Origin of the sequence: Streptomyces sp. NPDC046900 (assembly GCF_040644975.1) — a bacterium.
GTDB lineage: Bacteria > Actinomycetota > Actinomycetes > Streptomycetales > Streptomycetaceae > Streptomyces.
Map to the genome: position 1 here is coordinate 139,094 of NZ_JBEYXD010000007.1, position 22,052 is coordinate 161,145.

Here is a 22,052-nt window from a genome sequence, read left to right on the forward strand (position 1 = left end):
CTTGATTTGCTCGGCTTCGGCCCGGAGGGCCGGAGGTTCCCTCTTGTAGACCTGCGGTAGTACATTCCGGAGTCGACGACCAGGAGTGAAGGAGCGCCGGCGTGTCCGACCCGCGGATGCCCAGGCCGGTGCAGCGGCTGCCTCGGGCCGAGCCCCGCGAGCAGATCCTCGAGGCAGCGGCGGAGGCGTTCGCCCGGTCCGGGTTCGCGGCGACGAGCCTGGACGACATCGCGGCACAGGCAGGCATCACCCGGTCGATCCTCTACCGGCATTTCGACTCCGAGACCGACCTGTACCAGGGGAGGGGGTGCTGGACCGCATGTGCGACCGCCTGGACGCACACGTCGGCGAGCCGGTCGGCGGCTTCGGCGACGCCAGCGCCGACGGGCCGCTGACCGCCGCGGCCGAGTCACCGGCGGGATTTCGTCCCCTGTTCCAACCCGCCCTGCGCGAACCGGAGTTCAAGGAGCGCATCCAGGACTTCCGCGCCGACATCACCGCCGCCGTCCTGGAGCAGGTCTCCGCGTTCGTTCCTGACCGGGCCGTGGCCCGGTGGGCGGCGCAACTGACTCCGGTTGTCGCGATCGAGGCGATCATCGCGTGGCTCGACGCGGGTCAGCCCGAGCCCGCCCTGGCAGCCGCACGTGTTCGCCAGGCCGTCATGGGTGTGATCACAGCCGCTGTCGCGTGCGATGTGAACTGTTACCTTCCCAGCCTCGCAGCAGAGGAGAAATCGCCCCGATGACCAGCGGCGGAACCAACCCCAAGGCATCTGAGACCCCCGCCGCCAGGCAGCGCAGGGTCTGGGACAAGGCCGCGCCCGTCTACGACAAGCAGATCGCCTTCTTCGAACGCATCCAGTTCGGCGGTGGACGGGAGTGGATCGGCTCCCGCGCGCACGGCCGCGTCCTCGAGGTGGCCATTGGGACCGGCCGCAACCTCCCCTTCTATCCGGCCGACGCGCACATCACGGGGATCGAGCTGAGCCCGGCCATGCTGGCCATTGCCTCTCAGCGCGCAGCCGATCTCGGTGTCGACGCCGAACTCCGTGAGGGCAACGCGGAAGCGCTTCCTTTCGAGGCCGGCACATTCGACACGGTCGTCTGTGCGCTCTCGCTGTGCACCATCCCCGATCCGGCCAGGGCGGTCGGTGAGATGGCCCGCGTGCTCAAGCCCGGGGGCACCCTTCTGCTGCTCGATCACATCGGCAGCAGTTGGCCGCCTCTCTACGCCGTCCAGTGGCTGCTGGAGCAGATCACGATCCGTGCCGCCGGCGAGCACTTCACCCGCCGTCAGCGTCCGCTCGTCGAAGCCGCCGGTCTAGAGGTCGTGGAGACCCAACGGCTCAAGGCCGGCACCGTGGAGCGCATCGCGGCGACCAAGCCGGCCGGGTAGGTACGCAGAGCGGGTGCCGCGATGCACGTCGGACCCGGGCCGCAGCGACGCTTCGGGTCGGACGAGGCGACATGGCCGCCGCGCCCGCTCGGCGCCGTGTCGGATCCGCTGCCGGGCGACTTCGCCGGACCTGGAGAGGGCCGTCGCGCGGCTGCGTGCGATCGCGACAGGGAGGCGTGGGCCGCTCGCTCCTCGAATGCGGACGGCGTGCCGGGGGCCGGTTCGGTCGGGGGTGTGCCGGCCAGGTCCTCTTCGGCCCAGACCACCTTGCCGCCGGGTACGGAGCGGAATCCCCACCTGCGGGACAGCTGGGCCACCAGGAAGAGACCGCGGCCGCTCTCGTCGACGGTGCGTGCGCTGCGCAGACGCGGGCAGCGGGCGCTCGTATCGAACACTTCGCAGGTCAGGGCTTCATGCTGGATCAGACGCAGACCGATGGGACCGGTACTGTGGCGGACGGCGTTGCCGACCAGTTCACTGATGATCAGATTCGTGGCGTCCTCGAGACCGTCCAGACCCCATTCGGTCAGCTGGCGGGCCGCCAAGTGCCGGGCACTGCGGACGGAGGTCTGGTCACCCGGCAGTATCCATGAGGCAACCTGGTTCGTGCCGAGTGAGCGGGTCCGGACCAGGAGCAGGGTGCCGTCGTCGGACGGCGCCCGCCTCGGAAGGGTCTGCGTCACGCGGGTGCAGAGCTCTTCCAGGGAGCGACCCGGCTGCGACAGGGCGGTCCCCAGACGGCGCATACCCGCGTCGGTGTCGTTGCCGCCGGTCTCGATCAGGCCGTCGGTGTACAGGGCCAGCAGACTTCCCTCCGGCAGTTCCAGCTCCACGGCCTCGAACTCACCGCCCAGGCCGATGCCCAGTGGTGTTCCGCTGGGAAGCTCGGGGAGGACCGCGCGTCCCTCCGGATCGACGATCACGGGCGGGGGGTGCCCGGCCCGTGCCATGGTGCACTTCCGGGTGACCGGGTCGTAGACGGCGTACAGGCAGGTGGCGCCTGCTTGCGCGGACGTCCGGTCCGGGGCGTCGACGTCTTCCTCGGCCAGTCGCTGGACCGTGTCGTCGAGACGGGTCAGCAGTTCGTCGGGGGGCAGTTCCATGTCGGCGAGCGTGCGGACTGCGGTGCGGAGCCGGCCCATGGTCACGGCGGCGTGGAGACCGTGGCCGACCACATCGCCGACGACGAGCGCCACCCGGGCACCCGACAGCGGGATCACATCGAACCAGTCGCCTCCGACACCGTGCCGCAGGTCGGCGGGCCGGTAGCGCGCGGCGGCCTCGACCGCCGTGCCGCCCATCAAGCGGTGCGGCAGCAGCATGCGTTGGAGCGCGAGGGCCGCCCTGCGTTCACGGGCGTCCTGGCAGGCGTTGTCCAACGAGCGCGCGGCGCGACTGACGAGTTCTTCGGCCAGTAGGAGATCGACGTCCTGGAACGGGACCGGGTTCTGGGTGCGGATGAACAGCGCCACGCCCAGCAGGGCACCCCGCACCCGGATGGGTACGACCATCAGGGAGTGCATGCCGTTCTCATGGATCTTCTGCGCGCGCGCCGGGTCCCGGTCGATCCGCGTGCCGGGAACGGTGTCCAGGATCGGCACCAGGTGGGACCGCCCCGTGCGCAGGACATCGGTGAAGGGTGGAGCGGACGGCACGAGGACCTGCTCACCACGCATCCACGGGGATTCGGAGACCCCTTGGTGGATCGAGGCCGCACCGGCACGCCGGAACACCGGGAGGCGCTCGCCCATCGGGCCGGGGCGGCCCTGGCGCCCCTCGCCGAACGGGACCGACTGCTCCAGATCGACGGCCGCGAAGTCGGCGAACAGGGGCACGGCAAGCTCCGCCAACTGCTGGCTGGTCTGCATCACATCAGGGGTGCCGCCCCGGCGCGTACCGGCCTCGCAGAGGAGGACGAGACGCTCGACGGCCCGCCTTCTCGCAGTGACATCGACGCTGACAGCGCATACGCCCAGTGCTTGGCCGTCGGCTCCTTGGAGACGGACGAACGAAGCCGCGAATGTGTGCTCCCGACCCGGACCCGTCATCGGCCACGTCCGGTACTCGTGAACCCCGGTGGCGCCGCTCTCCAGCACCTGCCGCATCATCGCCTCGAGCGCTCCGGCCTTGAGACCGGGCAGCGCATCGGTGAATCGACGACCGAGCAGCCGGTCGTGCGAAACACCTTCATGGCTCTCCACGCCGTCGTTCACCCAGGCACAGCGCAGCTGCAGGTCACGAACGACGATGCCGATCGGCACACGGGAAAGAAGCGACTCCCGCACCGATCCGTTCCCCGCTGCCCTGAGCGGTGTATCGACGCCGGCCACGGTCATGAGCCACTGCACTGCCTCGTCCCGCCCCCGCAGCATCGAGACCCTGAGGCTGACGTTGATCATGCGGCCGTCCCGGTGGCGCACCGCCGTCGTGCCCGACCTGCCATGTCGGGCACGACATCGCCCGACGAACGCCGATGTCGTCGGCGCTCCCCCGGGACGGGGCAGTACAAGTGCCACAGACCGGCCCACCACGTCCCCGGCGGAGTAGCCGAGCAGCTGCTGGGCGGCCTGCGTCCACGCGACCACCGTCCCTTGCTCGTCGATCATCGCGACAACCGACTCGGACGTCTCACCCGTGTCCGCACGGTCACCAAGCGTCAGATTGTCGATGCTGGTCGTGGTCATCGGACTGCCCTCCTCACTCAGGCGAGGGAAAGGAGTGATATGAGGTACGGGCAGCCGAGCCGCAGACGACTGCGGCCACCAGAATCACGGCGAGGCGAACACCTGCGGCAACACGTGCCTCGTCTCCGCGCTCGGTTCCGGAAGCAGGTGCAGGTATCGAACCGAATCGATTTGCACCTTTTGCACCCTCGACCGGATAGTGCACCGCTCTGTGACAGCACGGCAGCCGCCACCGATACCGCGATCCGGCACGCTCCCCGTCGCCACACCGCGCGAGAAGCACAGCCCACCTGGAACTCGTCGAAAGCACCCCGCGCGCCCTGCGCACCCACACCTTCCCCTGATCACCCCTGGGCCAGACAAGGAGCCTTACCGGTGGGATACACAACGCCCGGCGAGTGGGACGCTCACTACGCCGGCGGCAACACCTTCCGCGACCTCGGTGACGCCGAGCGACGCCTGCTCGCAGAGCACACCCCGCCCCCACAGGACGGCCTCGCCCTCGACATCGGCTGCGGGCTGGGCGCACTCGCCCGCCACCTCGCCCACCTCGGCTATCAGGTCGACGCCGTCGACTACGCACCCTCCTCACTCACCCTCGCAGAAGCACAGGACCCCTCCGCCGCGGTGACGTACCGGCTGTTCGACACGGAACGAGACAGTCTCGGCAGCCTGCCCCATGCGGCCTACGACTTGATCACCTTCCGCCTCAGCTGGGCCTTCATCCGCGACCGCACCCGTGTCATGAACCGCGTGCGCGAGCGGCTGCGCCCCGGCGGTGCTCTCTGCGTCATCACGCCCGTCGCCGACGCCGTACCGAAGGACAAGCGAGACATCGCTCTTGACGAGGACGAACTCGAACTGCTGTGTGCGGACTGGTCGGTTGCGGACCGATACGACGCGGACGGTCTTGCCCTCATCGTTCTTCGGCACCCCTCCCCCGCCCCGCCTCAGGTGGCCTGCGCCGAGACCAGGCGGCCCAGCCCACACGCCCTCAGCGGTGTCGGCGTCGTCGTCACCGACTCGGTAGGGCGGACTACGGCCCCGACGACTGGGGTTACGTGCGCATCGAGTGCATCGGCGGCTACAACTCCTGGTGATCCGGCCGCCGGCTTCCCCCACACAACAGCACTGAAAAGATCCCGATGTCCGTAATTCCGTTCCGGCCGTGCGGCCGCCGTCGCCGCCGCGGTCAGCGCCGTACTCCTGCTCGGCGCCGGGCCGGCACTCGCCTACTCCCCCGGCACTGTCGGCGTCCGAGAGACCGTGTGCGCCAACGACCTGTACGTCCGCACCGACCCGGGCGGCGCCTGGATGGGCACCCTCCACAAGGGCCAGACCTTCCTCGTGGAGAGCAAGCAGAGCGGCTGGGCATACGGCTTCGCCTACGGCGACATCAACCGCCATGGCTGGGTTCAGGACGGCTGGTTCTGCTGACGACGCGGGGCGCACCGACCGGCCGAAGCGGCACCGACTCCACCTCCAACGGCGGACACTGGGCGGATCCCGCGGGCCCCCCGTCCGGCACGGTCATGTACCGCTTCACCACCCGCGACGGCCAGGCCGCGGTAGTCCCCGACTCCGACCTCGGCTGGGGTTTCCTGCCGATCGGCTGCGTCACCCGGCCCTCCGCCCTCTACAACGACAACGACTGAGACGACGGCCGACGACAGTCCAGGCGCATCCGCGCGCATCACCGCCTGCAGACGGCGGGGCCGGTTCTCCCAGGACCGGCCCTGCCGACGTGTCCCGGGTCGAAGGGTCGCAGGCAGCCGCCTGCTCGGAGCGATCCATCGGATCCTGCTCCATCGGCGCTGGACAGGGCACTCGGCTACGAAGGACGGCAATTGCTCGGCCTGGTCTGTCACGTAACACGAACCACTGGACTATCGGCGGTCACGGGCTCGGTCGGCGGAACGGTGCCGCCGGGAATTGGAGGGTGCTCCATGTCCCCCGAGACGCGGACCCATGAAGAGTCGCTGGCCTCCCCCTCTCTAGCGGAGCAGCTGATCGAGGCGGCTTCGCACGTCCAGGTCCGCGATCTGAACACATTGCGTCGCCACTTCCCCGGCCTGGGCCCGGAGGAGATCGCCGATCGCCTCGTCACCGGGGCGGTGCACAGTTCCGAGGCCGTGGGAGCCGGCGTGGGATCGGCCGCGGCCCTGCCCACTCCGCCGGCGATGCCCGCCGAGCTGGCCGCGGGCATCCTCGGGACGACAGCCGTCGAGTTCAAGCTCATCGCCGAACTTCACGAGGTGTACGGCCTGCCTGCGCCTGGCACGTCACGGCAGCGGGCCGCGCTGTATCTCGCGGAGTGGACGGAGGGGCGCGGCCTGAACGTCACGAAAGCTGCCTCCGCGGTCAGTCTCATGCTCAGCGTTCGAGTGAAACGGGAGCTCCGCCGGCGACTTGTCCGTCTCGCCGTCCGCCGGATTCCCACGCTGGCGCCCTTCATGGTCGGCGCTGCCATCGGCGCCTCGCTGAACCGCTACGACACCACAAGGCTCGCCCGGCGTATCCGCGCCGACCTGCGGGTGCGCCAGGTCCACTGGGAGGCGCTGCCCGGACAGGATCCCGTACCCCCGACCGCCGGTTCGGAGACCACGGCACCGCCGGAGCGCTGAAGTCGACGCCCGCGGAAGCCAGGGGCGACCGGGTTACGGAAGGTGCTCAATGCCGTCTTTGACCGGTAGTGGCACCGACCGCTCGACCGACCACCGGTTCGCTTGCTTCTTCGTCCAGCCGATCAACGACGAGCATCGCCACATCGTCCGCCAGAGAGCCCTCGGTGTGGCGGAGCAGTCCCAGGTGCAGGTGCTGGAGGAATTCCGGCGGGGTGCAGGCGGCCGCCGCCTCCACAGCCTCGGGCAGAGGGAAGAAATCGTTGTCAGGGTTGCGGGCTTCGATCACGCCGTCGGTGTGCAGCAGCAGACGGTCGCCGGGTCGGAAGGAACAGCTCTCGGCCTTGACCGGAGGTTCAGTCATCAGGTCTTCCATGCCCAACGGCGGCAGGGGCGAGGTGGGCGTCAGGTGCTGCATCTTCCCCCGCGCAGCAGTAGCGGCGGCGGGTGGCCGCGATTGACCACTTGGACGACGAATTCGTCGCCGACCTGGACCACGAGCGCGGTGGCGAACTCCTCCGCCTCGTCCTCCTCCCTCCCCTCACCGGGCCGCTCCTCGTCACCGTTCTCATCGCACACACAATGCATCGCACACTCCCGGTTGAGCGCCGCCGCGCAGTGGTTCATCACCTCTTCCAGCTCACCCTCATAGTGCGCGGCCTCCCGGAACGCCCCCAGCAGCGCTGCGGCCGAGCGCACTGCGGGCAGCCCCTTGCCACGGACATCCCCCATGATCACCCGCACGCCGTACCGGGTCGGCACAGCCTCGTAGAGATCGCCGCCGATCTGCGCTCCCGTCTCCGCCGCGAGGTACATGCACGCCATCCGCACCGGCCCCACCCGGGCCGGTACCGGTCGCAGGAGAACCCGTTGGGTTGCGGCGGCGATCCGGCGGACCTGGTCGAACTCGGTCTGCCTCCGCGTACGCATGAGGCTGCTCATGGTGACACTGGCGATCGACACCAGAAGGGCAGCCAGGAGATTGCTGTAGACGAGGCCACCCCAGGTGTGGTGCGGAGCGCCCGTGAGCGCGGTGACGGCCAGAGCTCCCGTCGCTGCCAGGATGGTGCCTCTCGGACCCATCACCAGCGAGGCCAAGGCCGGCATTGCGGCGAGGACAGGACCGGTACAGACCGCGTGTGCGGGCTAGAGCTCGATGCCCACGGCGATCAGTATGACCATGAACGGCACACCCTGCGCGACCCTGAAGAGGGTCCGGCTATGACCGCCGGCCGCCGAGGGGCCAGATGAACGGAAGAGCGACCCCATGGGTACAGCCTGCCCCTCCCAGGCTGTGCGTTCCACTCGGCCGCAGTTGCCGGAGCAGAATGGGAACGGCCTGGTGAGGCGGCTGCACCAGGTCATCGCCGCGGCGCTGAGCCCCCATCCCGCCCGCCGGCACCGTGAGTGGGTGTTCCGCCCGCTCAGCTGCAGGACGGCGAAAACCCGGGGATCGTCATCGCCTGGTACTCAGGCGCCATCGGATCTCGCCGTCGTGCCATTCGTCGGTCGGCGTGAGTCCGGCGGCAGCGGCGACGGCGGACGATGCCCCGTGGCCGGGGTGGATGTGGGCCATGACGGTCTCCACCGGCTGCCGGCTGAGCCAGTCGACGAGTCCTCTGGTTGCTTCGGTGGCGATGCCCCGCCCTTGCCACGGAACCCCCACCACCCAGGCGATCTCGGCGACGGTCTCGTCGCCGGAGGAGTCGACCGTCGCCTGCACCGTGCCCGTCAGGCAGGACTCGTCACGGAGCCGGATCACCCAGTTCAGCCATGAGACGTCCGGATCGGGCGAGCCTGCCGTCAGGCGCTGGTAGCGCTTGCGCAGGGCTTGCGGCGTGTGCGGAGTGCCGCCGATGAAGGCGTGCAGGGCCGGATCGGACAGCACCGCCGCCATTTCCTCGGCGTGCTCGACGTCCAGCGGCAACAGGTCCAGCCGCCTGGTGCTGATGGCCTGGGCGGCGAGAGCGCTCATGCGGCCACCGCCTCAGGGCGTTCGAAGCGATGGCCGCATGCGGAGCGGGCTCCGGCGTGAAGAACGGCGACGGGGCGGGGTGCGTCGACGGCCCACAACCGCTCACCGGTCTGCTCGTCGACGCGCCTGTCATTCGCCCGCGGTGTCGTCACCTCTGCCCCTCAACGCTCAATGTCATTGTCGCGTCGCGGCGCCCTCCGCGTCGCGGGCCGCGATCATACCGATCCGACGCAGGTCGTCGGCGAGGGCGTCGCCGCGGTCGAGATGCATCGGCACCATGACCCCTGCGATCCACCGGAACCAGCGAGGCGTGTCCCTCATCTGGTAGGTCTGCACCACCCGTGTCCTGCTGCCGACCGGCTCCAGTTCGATGGTCCAGTCGGTGCTGTCGGGGAACACCGTGGTGGCGATGGTGCGCCAGGTGATCCGGTGGGGTGCCTCGAAGGCCACGATCTCGCAGTCCCGGCTCCACCGCAGCCGGCCTGATCGGTTGTGCCCACGGAACCGCGCGCCGGGCGCCGCCGTGGTCGCGCCGCGGAGCCACGTGATCCGGTGGCATTCATGGCTCCATTCACTGGTCCGAGTGATGTCTGCGACGACGCGCCACACGGCCTCGACCGACGCGTCGACAATCACCTCGGTACGGCATGACGGGGCGACGCTCCGACTCTCTTTGCTGACCAATTCTCTCTCCCCCTCGAGATCGCATCCATGGGTGTCATGCGTCGAGCAGCCGGTCGATGACACCGGCCGCCCACTCTTCGTACTGCTGCGGTGTCCAGCCGGAGATGTCGGTGAGCAACTGGTAGACCTCGACGGCGAGGACGGCCCACAGCCCGTCGAGTTCCTCGCGGGTCACGGCACGACCCGTGACATAGGTGATGCCTTGCTCGATGCTGGTCCGCCGGCGGTGCTGGTCGTCCCGCAACTTCGCAGCCAAGTCGCTGTTCGAGGCCGCCGCCTCGCGGAGCGCGAGATGCACACCCGCGGTGCGCTGGTGGATGACGGTGACCAGCCGGGCGGCGGCTGCGATCCGCTCCTGCCGTGTCCCGGATCCGAGCAGGACGAACTCCGGTCGTTCAGCGAGCGCTTGCGGTTCCGCGTCGCCGACCACGGCGACGTCGAGCGCCGCCGCCAGCAGATCGCTCTTCGACCGGAACCCCGCGTACACCGTCTCGACCGACACGCCCGCCTCCCGGGCGACCTCACGCATCCCCGTCGCGGCCCAGCCCCGCTCCCCGAACAACCGGACGGCCGCGGCGAGCACCGCGGCCCTCGTCTCCCCGGCCTGCTGCTCGCGTCGCGGTGACCGGTACTGACGTCGGGTGTGCGGCGCCTCTCCAGATGCCATCAGTGCTGGACCACGCTCTGCGCGGGGGTCTGCGGCTGCCACCATGCCGCGGTCCGACGCCGGTAGGCGCGGGCGAAACCGCGCAGCAGGATGAACCGTGGCACCGGGGGCACCAGATGGACCACGATCTGGTAGCCCTCGGGGTCGATGCCGTCGAGCAGCCAGTGCCCCTCCATCCCGAGCTGCTTCAGAGACTTGGGCTTCACGTTGTACTTCTGGCCCCAGGCGTCCCATTCGACATTCGTGAGGGCCGCCGCCACGACCGGCATGGCCTCATCGACCTCGCGTTCCAGATGCGGCACCAGCACGCCCGTCAACGTGTCCAGTGCCGCGAGGAGTTCGACGCGTACCTCGTCGGTTGCCGTGCTCGCGTACCGCCGGCCGGCGGCTGTCAGGGCCACGGCCGCCGGGGTGATCCGGCGGTGGTCCGCATCCAGCGAGTCGAGGAGCGGCCCCGCAGCCGGGTCGCGCTCGCGTACCAGCGGCCACAGGCCCTCGTCCTCGCCGGTGTGGTGCGCGCGCAGGAACTCCATCATCCACACGACGTGTTCTCCGAGCGCGCGCCGCCGCTCGTGCTCCGGATACGGCTCGGATGTCAGGACCGCACGTACGCGGTCCAGATCGCGGCGCAGCGCGCCGTGCACGATCCCCATCATCCGCGTGTCGGCCTGGGTCGAACCCGTTCCCATCTCGCCCTCCCCCTTGGTGCCTTGAGAAGAGACTAGAACGCTGTTGTTTTCTCTACAAGGCTGTTCCAGTCAAATCTCGAGCGGTGCACGCCGCGGCCCGGTGCATCACGGCCGGTTGCGCTCACCCTGGTGGTCGAGAAGCGACGGCGACTCCCCAACGGGGCCTGTGCCGCGCGTACTTGGCCGGTGAACACCCGCAACGGCCACCGTGGTCACATCGGCACCACCGCAGCTCGGGCCGGGTCGATCGATGCCGGGCAGTCGGGTCCCCGGTCAGTCCATGCTGAGCCTGGAGAAGGCGCTGGACGAACCATCGTGAAGCCCGGCGGAGCGCATGCTTCCGGCACACACGACTGAACGGCCCCTGGAGCTCCTCTTATGGATCCAGTGCCGCATCAGGCACCGTTCGCCCTGCAGGTCGCTGCGCGCTGGCTGTTCTCCGCGCACGGCCGGAACCATGTGCCCGTGACGTAGAGTCACGCGTCCAGTTGTGCGCGGACGAGCAGGTCGATCCGCCGCCATGCCGGGGACGCGGCATTGACCGTGCCCTGAATCAGGGCAGGGATCTCGGATGCTGCGTCCAGCTCGGGTCGATAGTTGGCGCCGTAGCGTTCTCGGGTCGCATCGGCGATCCGGCGGGCGAGGTCGTCGATGCGGGGATCGTCGGCGTCGAGGTCGTAAGCGCGGTCGTAGTCAAGGAAGAACTGCCGCAGCGCGGGTTCGGCCACCATCTCCGCTTGCTCCTGAAACAGCGTGATCGCTTGGTCTGGGTGGGTGGCGAACACGAGAATCCACAGGTCGCGTTGCAGATCTACCCACCGAGGGGTGAATCCCCAGTGGACCAGGCGCTCCAGATACGTGCCGACCGCGGCGGGCAGAGGTGCGAGGTTCCCGGCGGCGAGCTGACGCAGACGCCCTTGCGTCACCCGCAGGCCATGGATGCGGGCGGTGAGCTCGTCGTCGATCTCCCGTAGCGCCTGCTGGAACTCTGCGTCGGTCGCTGACCTCAGGTCCCTGATCCGGGCCAGGGGAACGCCGGCCTCAGCGAGGGTGCGGATCTTGATCAGGTCGACGACGTCGTTCGCGTTGTACCGCCTGTAGCCGGACGCATCGCGGTCGGGCTCGGGAAGGAGCCCCCTGTCGTGGTAGACGCGAACGGTCTTGGTCGACACCCCGACATACCTGGCCAGCTGCCCGATGGTGATCACCTGGACATCGTCTCACTTGACCTTTCCCTAAGGGCAGGGTTGCACGATGACGTCATGGTGAGCATGAACATCGATCGGGAGATCCTGCGCGAGCTGGCCGACGAGGGCAACGAATCCGCTCTGGACCGGCTGGCCGACCTCGCCGACGCAGCCGGCGACCTTGAGGAACTGAGCGAACTGCTGGACGAGGGGTCCATGCGAGCTGGGTTCCTCCTCACTCGACGCGCGGCCGCGACCGGCGACCTGCGCGAGCTTCAGCGGATCTGCGACGCCGGGTACGACGACGCCGGGAACGAACTGAACCGACTGCTGAAGGAACCGGCCGACGAACAGCGGGACTGAGCCCGCCCCGGTCGCAACTGCCTTCGGGGCCGCGGCCCATCGGGTACGGCCCGTTGCCGGCGTGCTCGGGCCGGAGAGTTACGCCATGGCCGAACCGGTGTGCATCCATGAGATCGATGACGACGAGGGGGCAGCGCCTGCTGCGGATCATCCGTAGGGGCACCGGGTCGACAAGGCCGAACGTTGCCTGACACGGCACTGGTGTGCGCCGGGTCTGGTTCTGTGCGACGCTGCCGGTCGTGGCTGGCGGAGTCGACGGCAAGCGGTACATCTCTCTCGATCCTGACGGGACGGGCTCCGGTCAGGGGTGGGTGTTCGTCATCGTGGCGGCGCCGACGGGAGTGGTCTACGAGGTTCAAGGCGGTGGCCTTCGCTGCATTCCGTACGCACAGGAGGGTTACCTGCTCCCGGTACTCGGGCGGGCGCTGGACGAGGAGCTCAAGGCGATCTTCGTCGAAGAGTTCAAAGGGTGGGGAGCACGCCGGCTGGACTGGCCGACCGACCTGCTGGATCGGCTCAGGGCTGCAGTGGCGTTCCATGTCTACGGCTCGGCGAACCGCGAAGACCTGTTCCCCACCGCGCTGGAGCTCGACGAGTCCCGCCTCGCTGAGGTCGACGAGGCGTGGGTTCCAGTGGTGACACCGGATGGTCCCGGAGTTCTCGTCTGGGAGAACTCCGATTAGTTTTCCTGAGACGCTCTACCGAAGGTCTGTGCTTGGTCGGCGACGTCAATCCCATCCCGGGTGCCGGTCCACCAGTGCGAGGAACTTATTCGCCGGCAGGATCTCGAAGTGGCTGGTGTCGATGAGGCCGTCGAAGCCACCGAGAACATGACGAAGGAAGGCCCTGGCCGCGTCCATGGACTCGCACCAGACATAGATCCTTCGCGACTGCCGCTCATAAGTCGACGGCGTGCATCACGCCACGGTTGGCATCGCAGTCTCAACCCGGTGCCGCGGTCGCGGCGCCCGGCCGGCTGGCCAGGCGCCGCAACCGCACACGTCAGGCCGGCGACGTGACCGCTCGGCCGAAGTGCCGGGCGAAGAACCGGACCGCGCTGTCGGCCTCGAACCTGGGCAACTCCTTGTGCCTGCCTGCGTTGGCGTGCAACGTCTTCTCCTTCGAGGCGAAGGCGTCGAACAGTGCGAGACCGGCCTCCCGCGGGATGTGCTCGTCATCCCACTGCATGTCGAACTCGATCGGGATGGTGATCTGCTTCGCCTTCTCGGCCAGGACATCGGGCCAGTGCTGACCGAAGACGGCGGCCGTGATCCTGGGTTCGCCTGCCACAAACGGCACCCCGATCGCGGTGCCCATGTTGATGCCGAAGTAGCCGACCGGCCCATCGGTGCCGATCTCTGGAAGTTCCTGGAGGGCGTCCAGGGTCGCCCGCCACTCCGGCACGGCGAGTTCCGCCAGGTGCGCGTTGTAACGGACGACGATCGGGCCTTCCGGCTCGCCCGCCGCCCTCGCCCGGAACAGCGCGGCGGTCTCCTGCTCGTCGTGCGCCGTGCGCGACCGGTCGCCGTGACCGGGTGCATCGATGACGGCGACGTGGAAGCCGCAGCCGGTCACGAGGAGGTGGGCCCGGCCCGCCATGGCCGGGGCCTTCTTGTGCGTACCGCCGCCGTGCCCCATCAGCACCAGGGGTGCGCGACCGGCGCCGGCCGGCGACCAGAGGACGCCGGGGATCTCGCCCACGGTGAAGTCACGTTCGACCATGCCGTTTGCCGATGATTCCGCGGTGAACTGCAGAGAGTACATAGGTGTTGCCCTTCGGGAGTGCCCTGTTGTCGAGGCGCTCCCGGCGACACCTACGTCAATCGCCCGGCCGTGATGGGAAGGGGGAGCACCCACATCGATACAGCGTTCATGGGTCTCACCTCCCCGCCTCTGTCACGGTGTCCCGGACACTACAAGCCCGATCATCAGCCCGTCCAACCCTTTTCCCCGGTCGTGTGATCGCAACTCCCGGCAGGGTGATGGTCGGCGGTGCGAGCTCAAGGAGCATCGTGCCGGGGTAGACGCCGGGCATCCGAAGTCCCCACCTGTCGCCCCGGGTTGCGCCATGATGCGTGGACGGATCCGGGTTGGGATGCAGCTACGCAAGCGGCCACGGGAGGCAGTTCATGAATGAGCAATTCGCGGTGGTGGCAAGTGCGGGGTCATTTCTGAAGGAGGACGGCGACGACGTCCGGCTCCCGCACCGATGGACGCCCGGCGGCGTCGGGGTACGGTCGGCGTTCACCGGTGGCCACGTGCTGAACCTGGCGGTGGCGGCGTGCGTGCTCAACGACCTCTACCGCGAGGCCGCGACCGGCGGGGTGGAACTGCGGGGTGTCCGGGTGCGGGCGGAGGGCGGCTTTGACACCTCCAGATGGGAGTCGACCGGCATCTCCTACGCCGTCGAGGTCGACAGCGACGCGCCACAGGCGGCCATCGCGGCACTGATCGCAACCGTCGACGAGGTCGCCGAGATCCCCCGCGCCCTGCGCCAGGGTGCCGTGGTCACCCGCTCGGCGGGCTGAGGCGCAAGGCGAGCTCCACGCGACAGCGCGGAGGCCCGTCCGACTCCGCGTCAGGTTGATCGCGGTTCACCGTCGTCAAACTGACGGTGGGGCGCTCGAAAACCAGTGGAGCAGCGCCGCTGTGCGCCGTTACCGTGCTGCCGGACCAAGTCGTCTGGTCAAGGACGTGCCGTTGTACACCCTGTGAGACCTCCCAAGCGCTGATTTGTCGCGCGTCGCACATGTGCGCCGCGCTGCTTTTTGCTGCGGACTTCTCACTGAAATCGGTGTACTTCTGTGCTCGAAGACTGGGTGGTCATGCCCACCTGCCTGCCGCTCGTTCTCCGCCGTTGCCACGCGTGCGCGTCCGAGCGCTTCCGGGCAAGCGATAAATTTCGCGTCAACGCAAACCACAAGCTCATCGACGCCTGGCTCCTCGCGCTCTGTACCTCTTGCGGGGAAACTGCGAAGCTCACGGTCCTGGAACGAATGAATGTGCGCTCGGTACGACCCGAGCTGCTGGACCGGCTGCATGACAACGACCTTGGCCTGACAGCTGAGCTGCTCCAGGATCCGGTCGTGCGGCGCCGTAATCACATCGCTCTCGACTGGGACAACGCCTGGCGCCTCGACACCGGCGGATCGGATCACCTGGACCGCGAGGTGATCGACGTCTCGGTCCGCTTCGCGGCGCGGATTCCTGTCCGGCCGGTCCGACTGATCGCGGAAGGTTGCGGTCTTTCACGGGCCGAGGTCGAGAGACTGATCACGGAGGGGAAACTCGTTTCGGCAGTCCGGCTGAGCGGCAAGCTCTCCGGCGACTTCACCTTCACGCTCAAACGCTGAGCCCTCCTCAGGACTGGGGCCTGTCCGGCAGATCCGCCGGACAGGCCCCAGCTGTATTGACCTGAGGCGTTGTTGACGCGGCTGATCGGTGGGTGGCCGCCGGACCAAGGCATACGGGGAAAGGCCCAACCGGTCCCGGACACGGCGCTCCAGCGTGCGCCGCGTGGTGCCCAGCGCGGCTGCCGCGTCCGCCACGCCGATGTCCCGCTCCAGGTTGGCCCGGATCCACGCCTCGAACTCGGTCACGAGGTCGTCGGCCGAGGGCAGATAGCCGCCCGCAGCGTCCACGCTCCGCGCCGGCCGGTCGTCGATGAGGTGCGTCCTCGTGGTGAACTCCGCAAGCTGCGGGCTGACTCGTGAGACAAGGCTACTCCTGGGCGCGAGCCCGGCTGCCGCGGCAACGCCGCTGTCGGCACCCGCGGTTCACATCAACCCCGGTAGAGCCGGGGCACCCCCGTACAGAGCCTGCACCTCACCTTCGGTGCGGACTCCTCCACTCAGATCGTGGTCTCCTGGATCACCGACGGTCCGGTGCAGCGCCCGCGCGTCATGTACGGGAGCTGGAGCACGGGCTGGGCAACAGCGCCGAGGCACAGACCCGCACGTACGTCGACGGCAAGTCCGGGCGCACCGTGTACGTTCATCACGCGTCGCTGTCACGGCTGAAGCCCGGCACCGACTACATCTACCTCGCCGCGCACGAGGGCGCCACGCCGGACAGCGGCAGCTTCCGGACCCCCCCCGCGGCCGGGCGCCCCTGACCTTCACCAGCTTCGGCGACCAGGCGGCACCGCAGGTGTCCTGGGCCACCGCCCCCGCGCCTCAGGGCGCTGGACGCCGGGGCAGACCACTGCCAACCGTGGTGTTCACGCACTGACCTTCTCGACCCGGACCACATGGGCGCGAACCACGAACGGCCGGGAGAAGACGGTGATGGCGACGGAGATCGCGGCCAGAACGACGATGGCCGTCGCTGGGGAGTGGTGTAGTGCGATGCCGCCGGCGATTGCTGCGCCAATTCCCTGCCAAGTCATGCGGCCTGCGGACTCGACGCCCTGGACCTGTCCGCGCACCGCCTCGGGGGTCAGCGCGAGAAGCCGTTCCTGGAGCGGCAAGGTGGCTGCGAACCCCGCACTGGCGATGAACACCGCGGCCGTCACCACCAGCAGGGGCGGGTGGAGGGTGAACAGCAGGTAGGGCGCGGCGAGCAGCAGCCGCAGGGCGAACGCGCAGCGTCGTCGCTGGTCGGCGGTGAGCAGCCGTCCGACACTCAGGTCCCCGAGAAGCATCCCTGCCGATCCGGCCGCCAGGAGGGCGCCGGCGTGGTCCGGGGCGTAGGAGATGAACAGCGCCTCGCAGCCTACGATCAGGCCGTTGGGGACCCACAGGTTCAGCAGCAGCGCCCGCCGCCCGGGGTGGGAGAAGAGCGCGACGTTCGTTGTCCAGGTCTGACGGAGTCCGGGGCGAGGGGTCGTACGGATCGAGTGTTCGCGGGTTGCCGTGGCGACGACGACCAACCCGACGCCGGTCAAGGCTGCTGCGACGACGAAGACCCCTTGCGGGCTCAGATACCGCAGGAGTACGGCCCCGATGGCGAAGCCAAGCACGGACATGCCGCCCGAGGTGACGTTCATGAGCGAACGGGCCGGCACATACGCCGAGACCGGCACGACTTCGGCGAGCAGCCCCATCCGCGCTCCGGTCGCCAGGGACTGGAACAGGCCCAGCACCAGGAGCAGACCGAACCGGACCGACAGCGGCAGGCCCGGCGTCGCCTGGGCAGCGATACCCACCAGCGACACCCACTGGAGTGCGACCAGGGTCCGGCGAGGACGGCTCGCGTCCGCGGCCGACATCAGCGTCAGGGCACCGAGCACCGTCGCGAACGTGGCGCCGTACATGCTTATGGCCGTCAGGAACGGGGATTTCGTCTGGTGGTCGACCAGCGTGCCGAGCGCGAAGCCCGACAACGTGCTTGCGGCGACCGTCAGTGTGAAGCCGGCGTACAAGCCGGCGAACTCACGGTTCTGGAGCAGGGCACGGTAGCCGGTGGTGGGAGGCGCGATGTGCGCGGACGTGTCTGGAGGCATGAAAAAAGCCTCCGGACGCACCCGCTGAAGCGCCGAAGGCCAACGAGGGAATTGTAGCAGTTGCCCGGCAAGGCCAGCAGCTTCGTAACAGCCGGCAGAAGGAACGGGAGCCGAGTTCCTGGCTCGGCGGCCCTGCGGCGCCGTACTGGTGGCGTTCGTTCCGCCGAGTGAAGGGGGTACTGCTGGTACCCCCGACAAGCTGGCTCTCCCACACCGGCGAAAGCGGCGCAGCCTGGACGTACGGGCTCGACCCGACCGGCCGGGCCCATCACCGCAACGACAGCAGGGAACGACCAGTGGACGCCGTCACCTTCCTCAACGGCCCGATCACCATGGCGGGCAGCCTCTACCTTCCGGCGGACTTCGACCCCGAGGGCAGTTACGCCGCGATCGTCACCGTCCACCCCGGCGGTGGCGTGAAGGAGCAGACCGCGGGCCTGTACGCGAGCAGGATGGCCGATCAGGGCTTTGTCGCGCTCGCCTTCGACGCCTCCCACCAGGGTGAGAGCGGTGGTGAACCGCACCTGTGCGGCGTCTATACCGGGCTTTCTCCGCGCATCCACTGCGCGAGCGTCCGCCTCGGGTACCTGACCACCACGTCACCGCCGCGCAGCCGGCCGGTCACGTTCACCCGGAGCACGACGGGCACATCCGCTCCGGCACTGGTCGTGCGGACCTTGACCTCGCCCACGCGTACGTTCAGTTCATCGGTCGCCACCACGATGCCCGGCTTGGTCACAATCACCAGATCTCCGCCGATACTCAGGTCGACATCGATATCGAGGGTGTCCTGACCGATCACCGCCTCGGTGAAGTCGAGTTTGACGTCACCTCCGACCATCCGGATGTCCATCCGGCGCGGGACCACCCAGGAGCCGGTCCGGTGAAGGGTGCCGAAACGCTGGTCGATCTCCACCACGTCCGTCGACCGTGTGCTCGAGTCGGCCGGAGAAGGAGAGATCGGCAGATCGCGGGTCAGCCCGGCCAGTTCGCCGATGGTGCGCGCGCTCAGCGCCGCCTCTACGCGCTCGTCGAGCTCCTCCGACTCAGCCGACCGTCACCCGCGGCTTCGCGGAGGATCTCCACGACCTGGTCGCGGTCGGCGTGTGAAGCCCTCATGTCAGCTACGGACACTTCCCCGGCACCGTCGCCGCCTAATGGGAGTTGCGGGGCCGGGGATCACGGAGTACGGCGATCGGCTCAGCTTGGCCGACGGCGATGATGTCAGCCGATCGGGCCAGCCCGCGTGCATCAGCTGACGGCGTTTCCGACGATCCAGTGACCGCGTGCCCCGGAGAATCTGTGGAAGCGGGCGCCGGTGACGCGCTCATCTGACCCACCGCCAGACGGCTTTACGTGTCCGCCCCGGTCTCGAAGTGCAGAGAGATCGACTGCAGGACGTCCGCCGAACTCACGTCCGTACGCCCTTGATCGTGAAGCTCGGCGAGCTGCACGAAAGCGAGCGCGAATGCCGAGGCGATCTGCACGATGGCAGGCCCGAGTTCCCGGCTGACGGCCCCTGCGACCTCCTGGGCGCTCGCGTCGGCAGGCACCTCGATCCTCGGCAGCATCTCCTCGAGCAGCAAAGAGACCGCCTCGCTCTGCATCAGCCCACCGTCGGGATTCTCGCGGGCTTGGCGCCGCATCTCCAACGCTTCCGTCAGGATGCCGACCACTCGCTGCATGATCTCTCGCTGCTCCATGCGGGCACGGTACGCCGCAGCGGCGGCCGATCGGAGCCCCCCCGCCCGGACAACTCCGAACGGGCGCCCCGCGAACGGCCACGACCGCCGCCGGATGGTGCAGCGGACCGCACGCGCGCCGCCCGGGAGGCGGCATGAGACTCACTTGAACACGGGGCGAGTTCCGCGGCCCGCGGATCACGTCGTGGTGTGTATGAGGAGCAGGGCGATGTCGTCGGTGGGGGTGATGGTCTGTGCCGCCCGATGGAGGAGTGCCTCGATGAGAGTCTCCATGCTGTCGCCGTCGCGGGCGCGGGCCAATTGATCGGCGAGGCCGGCGATGGCGTGGTCGATGTCGATCCCCGGGGCCTCAATGAGACCGTCGGTGTACATGGTGAGGGTGGTGCCGGGGGGCAGCGGGATGTCGGCAGTGGGGTAGTCGGCATCCGGGGTGATGCCGAGGAGCGGGCCGGGCTGCAGCAGGAGGGTTTCGGTGCGGCCGCCGGGGTGGCGAAGCAGCGGCGGGGGGTGTCCGGCGACGGCCAGTCGGGCACAGTGCCGGGTCAGGTCGAGGTGGGCGTACAAGCAGCTGGCGAAGAGTCCTGGGTTGAGATCGCACAGGAGCCGGTTCGTACTGGTCATGAGTGCGCCGGGCTCCATACCGACGGCGGCGTGGGCATGGACGGCGGTGCGGAGTTGCCCCATGAGGGCGGCGGCCTGCACGTCGTGCCCCTGGACGTCGCCGATGACCGCGTAGGCGCTGGTGTCGTCGCCACGTATCAGGTCGTAGAAGTCGCCGCCGATGTCCATGCCCTGGCCGGCGGCGAGGTAGCGGGCGGCGACCTGCAGACCGGGGATCCGGGGCAGTTTCTGCGGCAGCAGGCCCTTTTGCAGGGTGCAGGCGAGCGTGTGCTTGGCGTCGTAGAGGCGGGCCCGGTCCAGGGCCTGGGCGATCAGGCCGGTCAGCGAGATCAGGATCGTCCGTTCGGCCGGAGGGAAGTGCCGGGGCCGGTCGTAGGACAGAAGCAAAAGGCCGATGGGACGACTGGAGGTGATCAGCGGCAGAAACGCCCACGCGTTCCTGTCGCCGTAGCGGACGGCTCCGGGGTAGACGCGCTGGAACTCGGCGAAGCTCGAGAAGAAGATCGGGGTCCCTGTCGTCAGTGCCCGTACGCGTGGTGTGTGCGAGGTCAGCGGCTCGCCGTCGAAGCGGGCCGCGAACGCGCGGCTGTATCCGCGGTGGCTGGCGATCCGCAGTCGTCCGTCGTCCACCGTCATCAGGGCCAGGCCCTGAGCACCGAATCCGGGCACCAGCTGATCGGCGACCCTGTCGGCCACGTCCTTGACCCCCACCGTCTCGGTGAGGGTCGCCGCCAGGTGCATGAGGTGGTACAGCGCTGCGGCCCCGGCCGGTCCCGCGGGCGGCTGGGTGGATGTCTCGGACGCGGCGGCCTGATCGTGCGGGAGAGGAGCGATGTCGATGCTGACGCCGAAGGCGTCGGGGTAGAGGTGGAAGGACAACCGCCGATCCGGTGGGCGCAGGGCGGTGAAGACGGTGGGCCGGCGGCTGATGACCGCGGCACGGAAACGATCCTCGAAGGTGGGATCGCTGAGCCAGCGAAGACGCTCCCACGGGCGTACGCCCAGCAGGCCGGAGGCGACGCCGTCACCGAGCAGGTCGGCGGCAGCCTCACTGAGGTAGGTGATCCGGCCGTCCAGATCCATCGAGAGCGCGCCGGGCAGGCGGGCGGCGAAGGCATGGGCGGCCAGGGCTTCGGCCCGGTCCGGGATACAGGAGCGCACCGGTTCCAGCACCCGCGGCTCGGCCGTCGGCAGAAGGGGGCAGCTGCGGGCGGCCGCCCGCTGAAGCAGCGGGCCCGCCTGGCGGCAGAAGACATCGAGCGCCTCGCGTTCGTCCGGGCCCAGCCGCGGGGGGTGCCAGGCGGGCCACAGCAGACACGCCGTACCCCACACGGCATCGCCGGTGATGATGGGCGCTGCCGCCACCACGTGGTCGTGCGGCACCACGAAACGGAGCCTCGGGTAGTGAGTGGCCAGCTCCTCCGGGCTGCCTACCCACACCAGACGCCGCTCGCGTACCGCCTCGGCTGCCGGGATCGCCTCGTCCACCCCGATCCGCGCCCAGGGGGCGACGATGTGCCAGGAGGACCCGTACACCATCGCCAACTGCAGCACCCGCTCCCCCGGCGGCAGGAGGAACAGCATGCCGCCCGAGGGACCGGCATCCTGCACGAGGCGGCGCAGGAGACCGTCCAGGTCTGCCCAACCCGAGACGGAACCAGGGGCGGTAAGCCGTTGCACACCTCTTCACCGCCCTCCTGAAACGTGAACGGTCCTGGGCCGGACTGAACCCCAGGGCGGTCGGGCGCTCAGGCCCGGACCGGCGTCGCACTCCGCCCTGTCGGCTCCCTGCCGACCCGTCGGCATCGGCCGCGTGGTCGGCGCGGAACCATGTGCCGGCAGCCTCCCCGGCCTGCTGCGGCCTTATGACAGAACGCCGGCAGCGCCGCGGCCTGCCTCTCTGCACCGGATCTGCGGCGGCCTGCGTCATCGTCGTACGCACCTGGGCGGCCGGCTGCCACCGAAGCCGCGCACCCTACCGACCTGCCGGGACACATGCCCGGCGCCGGTGCCCAGGGCC

Annotated in this window: 24 protein-coding genes and 3 pseudogenes; 13 read left to right on the plus strand and 14 right to left on the minus strand. The window is 69.1% G+C overall.

Annotation, left to right across the window (positions count from 1 at the left end; genetic code table 11):
* The first annotated feature begins 101 nt into the window (after window positions 1-101).
* From ABZ904_RS10195 to ABZ904_RS10205, 3 genes are read left to right on the plus strand one after another with little or no spacing between them, the layout of a single operon-like run.
* Complete coding sequence (locus tag ABZ904_RS10195; protein ID WP_361822377.1) at window positions 102-395, plus strand: helix-turn-helix domain-containing protein; 294 nt, start codon at window positions 102-104, stop codon at window positions 393-395.
* On the plus strand, window positions 320-745 hold the full coding sequence (locus tag ABZ904_RS10200; RefSeq protein WP_361822379.1) for a hypothetical protein: 426 nt from the start codon (window positions 320-322) through the stop codon (window positions 743-745). The genes ABZ904_RS10195 and ABZ904_RS10200 overlap by 76 nt, the downstream gene beginning before the upstream one ends.
* Window positions 742-1,395, plus strand: a complete 654-nt coding sequence (locus ABZ904_RS10205) for a class I SAM-dependent methyltransferase (protein WP_359391788.1) — start codon at window positions 742-744, stop codon at window positions 1,393-1,395. The genes ABZ904_RS10200 and ABZ904_RS10205 overlap by 4 nt, the downstream gene beginning before the upstream one ends.
* Here the strand turns inward: ABZ904_RS10205 and ABZ904_RS10210 are convergent.
* Entirely contained in the window at window positions 1,293-4,079 is a 2,787-nt protein-coding gene (locus tag ABZ904_RS10210; RefSeq protein ID WP_361822382.1) for a SpoIIE family protein phosphatase, read from the minus strand. The genes ABZ904_RS10205 and ABZ904_RS10210 overlap by 103 nt on opposite strands.
* A 375-nt stretch (window positions 4,080-4,454) precedes the next feature.
* Here ABZ904_RS10210 and ABZ904_RS10215 point away from each other — a divergent pair, with 375 nt between their 5' ends.
* From ABZ904_RS10215 to ABZ904_RS10230, 4 genes are all read left to right on the plus strand, one after another.
* Window positions 4,455-5,234, plus strand: coding sequence for a class I SAM-dependent methyltransferase (locus ABZ904_RS10215; RefSeq protein ID WP_361822385.1), 780 nt, complete (start codon window positions 4,455-4,457; stop codon window positions 5,232-5,234).
* 111 nt (window positions 5,235-5,345) lie between these two features.
* Window positions 5,346-5,516 (plus strand): hypothetical protein, encoded by a 171-nt coding sequence (locus tag ABZ904_RS10220; RefSeq protein WP_359391782.1) that lies wholly within the window; start codon window positions 5,346-5,348, stop codon window positions 5,514-5,516.
* Window positions 5,517-5,611: 95 nt separating this feature from the next.
* On the plus strand, window positions 5,612-5,734 hold the full coding sequence (locus tag ABZ904_RS10225; protein ID WP_359391781.1) for a hypothetical protein: 123 nt from the start codon (window positions 5,612-5,614) through the stop codon (window positions 5,732-5,734).
* Between the two features lie 291 nt (window positions 5,735-6,025).
* Window positions 6,026-6,703, plus strand: coding sequence for a hypothetical protein (locus tag ABZ904_RS10230; protein WP_361822390.1), 678 nt, complete (start codon window positions 6,026-6,028; stop codon window positions 6,701-6,703).
* Window positions 6,704-6,749: 46 nt separating this feature from the next.
* Here ABZ904_RS10230 and ABZ904_RS10235 read toward each other — a convergent pair.
* From ABZ904_RS10235 to ABZ904_RS10260, 6 genes and pseudogenes are all read right to left on the minus strand, one after another.
* Window positions 6,750-7,807, minus strand: a pseudogene (locus tag ABZ904_RS10235) (PP2C family protein-serine/threonine phosphatase).
* A gap of 349 nt (window positions 7,808-8,156) precedes the next feature.
* On the minus strand, window positions 8,157-8,675 hold the full coding sequence (locus tag ABZ904_RS10240) for a GNAT family N-acetyltransferase (protein WP_359391778.1): 519 nt from the start codon (window positions 8,673-8,675) through the stop codon (window positions 8,157-8,159).
* 174 nt (window positions 8,676-8,849) lie between these two features.
* Window positions 8,850-9,311: an SRPBCC family protein gene (locus ABZ904_RS10245; RefSeq protein WP_360992307.1), complete on the minus strand. Its 462-nt coding sequence runs from the start codon at window positions 9,309-9,311 to the stop codon at window positions 8,850-8,852.
* Window positions 9,312-9,393: 82 nt separating this feature from the next.
* Window positions 9,394-10,026, minus strand: coding sequence for a helix-turn-helix domain-containing protein (locus ABZ904_RS10250; RefSeq protein ID WP_360992304.1), 633 nt, complete (start codon window positions 10,024-10,026; stop codon window positions 9,394-9,396).
* The gene (locus ABZ904_RS10255; RefSeq protein ID WP_360992301.1) at window positions 10,026-10,715 is read right to left on the minus strand and encodes a hemerythrin domain-containing protein; all 690 of its coding nucleotides are present in this window, start codon (window positions 10,713-10,715) and stop codon (window positions 10,026-10,028) included. The genes ABZ904_RS10250 and ABZ904_RS10255 overlap by 1 nt, the downstream gene beginning before the upstream one ends.
* Before the next feature lie 476 nt (window positions 10,716-11,191).
* On the minus strand, window positions 11,192-11,923 hold the full coding sequence (locus ABZ904_RS10260) for a MerR family transcriptional regulator (RefSeq protein WP_360992298.1): 732 nt from the start codon (window positions 11,921-11,923) through the stop codon (window positions 11,192-11,194).
* 54 nt (window positions 11,924-11,977) lie between these two features.
* Here ABZ904_RS10260 and ABZ904_RS10265 point away from each other — a divergent pair, with 54 nt between their 5' ends.
* A complete protein-coding gene (locus ABZ904_RS10265) occupies window positions 11,978-12,265 on the plus strand; it encodes a hypothetical protein (RefSeq protein WP_359391773.1) in 288 nt (95 codons plus the stop codon).
* A gap of 203 nt (window positions 12,266-12,468) precedes the next feature.
* Entirely contained in the window at window positions 12,469-12,948 is a 480-nt protein-coding gene (locus ABZ904_RS10270; protein ID WP_360992295.1) for a DUF6210 family protein, read from the plus strand.
* Window positions 12,949-12,993: 45 nt separating this feature from the next.
* On the opposite strand, the gene ABZ904_RS10275 is transcribed toward ABZ904_RS10270, so the two are convergent.
* A complete protein-coding gene (locus ABZ904_RS10275; protein WP_359391771.1) occupies window positions 12,994-13,125 on the minus strand; it encodes a hypothetical protein in 132 nt (43 codons plus the stop codon).
* A gap of 142 nt (window positions 13,126-13,267) precedes the next feature.
* Window positions 13,268-14,029: an alpha/beta hydrolase gene (locus ABZ904_RS10280; protein WP_359391770.1), complete on the minus strand. Its 762-nt coding sequence runs from the start codon at window positions 14,027-14,029 to the stop codon at window positions 13,268-13,270.
* Window positions 14,030-14,394: 365 nt separating this feature from the next.
* Here ABZ904_RS10280 and ABZ904_RS10285 point away from each other — a divergent pair, with 365 nt between their 5' ends.
* From ABZ904_RS10285 to ABZ904_RS10295, 3 genes are all read left to right on the plus strand, one after another.
* A complete protein-coding gene (locus ABZ904_RS10285) occupies window positions 14,395-14,793 on the plus strand; it encodes an OsmC family protein (protein ID WP_359391769.1) in 399 nt (132 codons plus the stop codon).
* 276 nt (window positions 14,794-15,069) lie between these two features.
* Window positions 15,070-15,618 (plus strand): DUF1062 domain-containing protein, encoded by a 549-nt coding sequence (locus ABZ904_RS10290; RefSeq protein ID WP_360992290.1) that lies wholly within the window; start codon window positions 15,070-15,072, stop codon window positions 15,616-15,618.
* 356 nt (window positions 15,619-15,974) lie between these two features.
* On the plus strand, window positions 15,975-16,379 hold the full coding sequence (locus ABZ904_RS10295) for a fibronectin type III domain-containing protein (protein WP_360992287.1): 405 nt from the start codon (window positions 15,975-15,977) through the stop codon (window positions 16,377-16,379).
* Between the two features lie 105 nt (window positions 16,380-16,484).
* Here the strand turns inward: ABZ904_RS10295 and ABZ904_RS10300 are convergent, their stop codons facing one another.
* Window positions 16,485-17,708 carry an MFS transporter gene (locus ABZ904_RS10300; RefSeq protein WP_360992284.1) on the minus strand — a complete coding sequence of 408 codons (1,224 nt, stop codon included), beginning with the start codon at window positions 17,706-17,708 and terminating at the stop codon, window positions 16,485-16,487.
* A 332-nt stretch (window positions 17,709-18,040) separates the two neighbouring features.
* Between ABZ904_RS10300 and ABZ904_RS10305 the strand changes: the two are divergent.
* A pseudogene (locus ABZ904_RS10305) lies at window positions 18,041-18,229 on the plus strand (alpha/beta hydrolase); the annotation flags it as partial.
* Window positions 18,230-18,243: 14 nt separating this feature from the next.
* On the opposite strand, the gene ABZ904_RS10310 reads toward ABZ904_RS10305, so the two are convergent.
* The 4 genes and pseudogenes from ABZ904_RS10310 to ABZ904_RS10325 form a co-directional block, all read right to left on the minus strand.
* Window positions 18,244-18,627 (minus strand): hypothetical protein, encoded by a 384-nt coding sequence (locus tag ABZ904_RS10310; RefSeq protein ID WP_360992591.1) that lies wholly within the window; start codon window positions 18,625-18,627, stop codon window positions 18,244-18,246.
* A gap of 54 nt (window positions 18,628-18,681) precedes the next feature.
* A pseudogene (locus ABZ904_RS10315) lies at window positions 18,682-18,827 on the minus strand (DUF1707 domain-containing protein); the annotation flags it as partial.
* A 233-nt stretch (window positions 18,828-19,060) separates the two neighbouring features.
* Window positions 19,061-19,411: a hypothetical protein gene (locus tag ABZ904_RS10320; protein ID WP_359400163.1), complete on the minus strand. Its 351-nt coding sequence runs from the start codon at window positions 19,409-19,411 to the stop codon at window positions 19,061-19,063.
* A 177-nt stretch (window positions 19,412-19,588) separates the two neighbouring features.
* Complete coding sequence (locus ABZ904_RS10325; protein ID WP_359400166.1) at window positions 19,589-21,712, minus strand: SpoIIE family protein phosphatase; 2,124 nt, start codon at window positions 21,710-21,712, stop codon at window positions 19,589-19,591.
* Window positions 21,713-22,052 lie beyond the last annotated feature (340 nt).

Coding starts and splice junctions, on each gene's coding strand:
- ABZ904_RS10200 (WP_361822379.1), top strand. CDS start 320: ATGTGCGACCGCCTGGACGCACACGTCGGCGAGCCGGTCGGCGGCTTC.
- ABZ904_RS10205 (WP_359391788.1), top strand. CDS start 742: ATGACCAGCGGCGGAACCAACCCCAAGGCATCTGAGACCCCCGCCGCC.
- ABZ904_RS10210 (WP_361822382.1), bottom strand. CDS start 4,079: ATGACCACGACCAGCATCGACAATCTGACGCTTGGTGACCGTGCGGAC.
- ABZ904_RS10225 (WP_359391781.1), top strand. CDS start 5,612: ATGTACCGCTTCACCACCCGCGACGGCCAGGCCGCGGTAGTCCCCGAC.
- ABZ904_RS10230 (WP_361822390.1), top strand. CDS start 6,026: ATGTCCCCCGAGACGCGGACCCATGAAGAGTCGCTGGCCTCCCCCTCT.
- ABZ904_RS10240 (WP_359391778.1), bottom strand. CDS start 8,675: ATGAGCGCTCTCGCCGCCCAGGCCATCAGCACCAGGCGGCTGGACCTG.
- ABZ904_RS10250 (WP_360992304.1), bottom strand. CDS start 10,026: ATGGCATCTGGAGAGGCGCCGCACACCCGACGTCAGTACCGGTCACCG.
- ABZ904_RS10255 (WP_360992301.1), bottom strand. CDS start 10,715: ATGGGAACGGGTTCGACCCAGGCCGACACGCGGATGATGGGGATCGTG.
- ABZ904_RS10265 (WP_359391773.1), top strand. CDS start 11,978: ATGGTGAGCATGAACATCGATCGGGAGATCCTGCGCGAGCTGGCCGAC.
- ABZ904_RS10275 (WP_359391771.1), bottom strand. CDS start 13,125: ATGGACGCGGCCAGGGCCTTCCTTCGTCATGTTCTCGGTGGCTTCGAC.
- ABZ904_RS10280 (WP_359391770.1), bottom strand. CDS start 14,029: ATGTACTCTCTGCAGTTCACCGCGGAATCATCGGCAAACGGCATGGTC.
- ABZ904_RS10285 (WP_359391769.1), top strand. CDS start 14,395: ATGAATGAGCAATTCGCGGTGGTGGCAAGTGCGGGGTCATTTCTGAAG.
- ABZ904_RS10300 (WP_360992284.1), bottom strand. CDS start 17,708: ATGCCTCCAGACACGTCCGCGCACATCGCGCCTCCCACCACCGGCTAC.
- ABZ904_RS10320 (WP_359400163.1), bottom strand. CDS start 19,411: ATGGAGCAGCGAGAGATCATGCAGCGAGTGGTCGGCATCCTGACGGAA.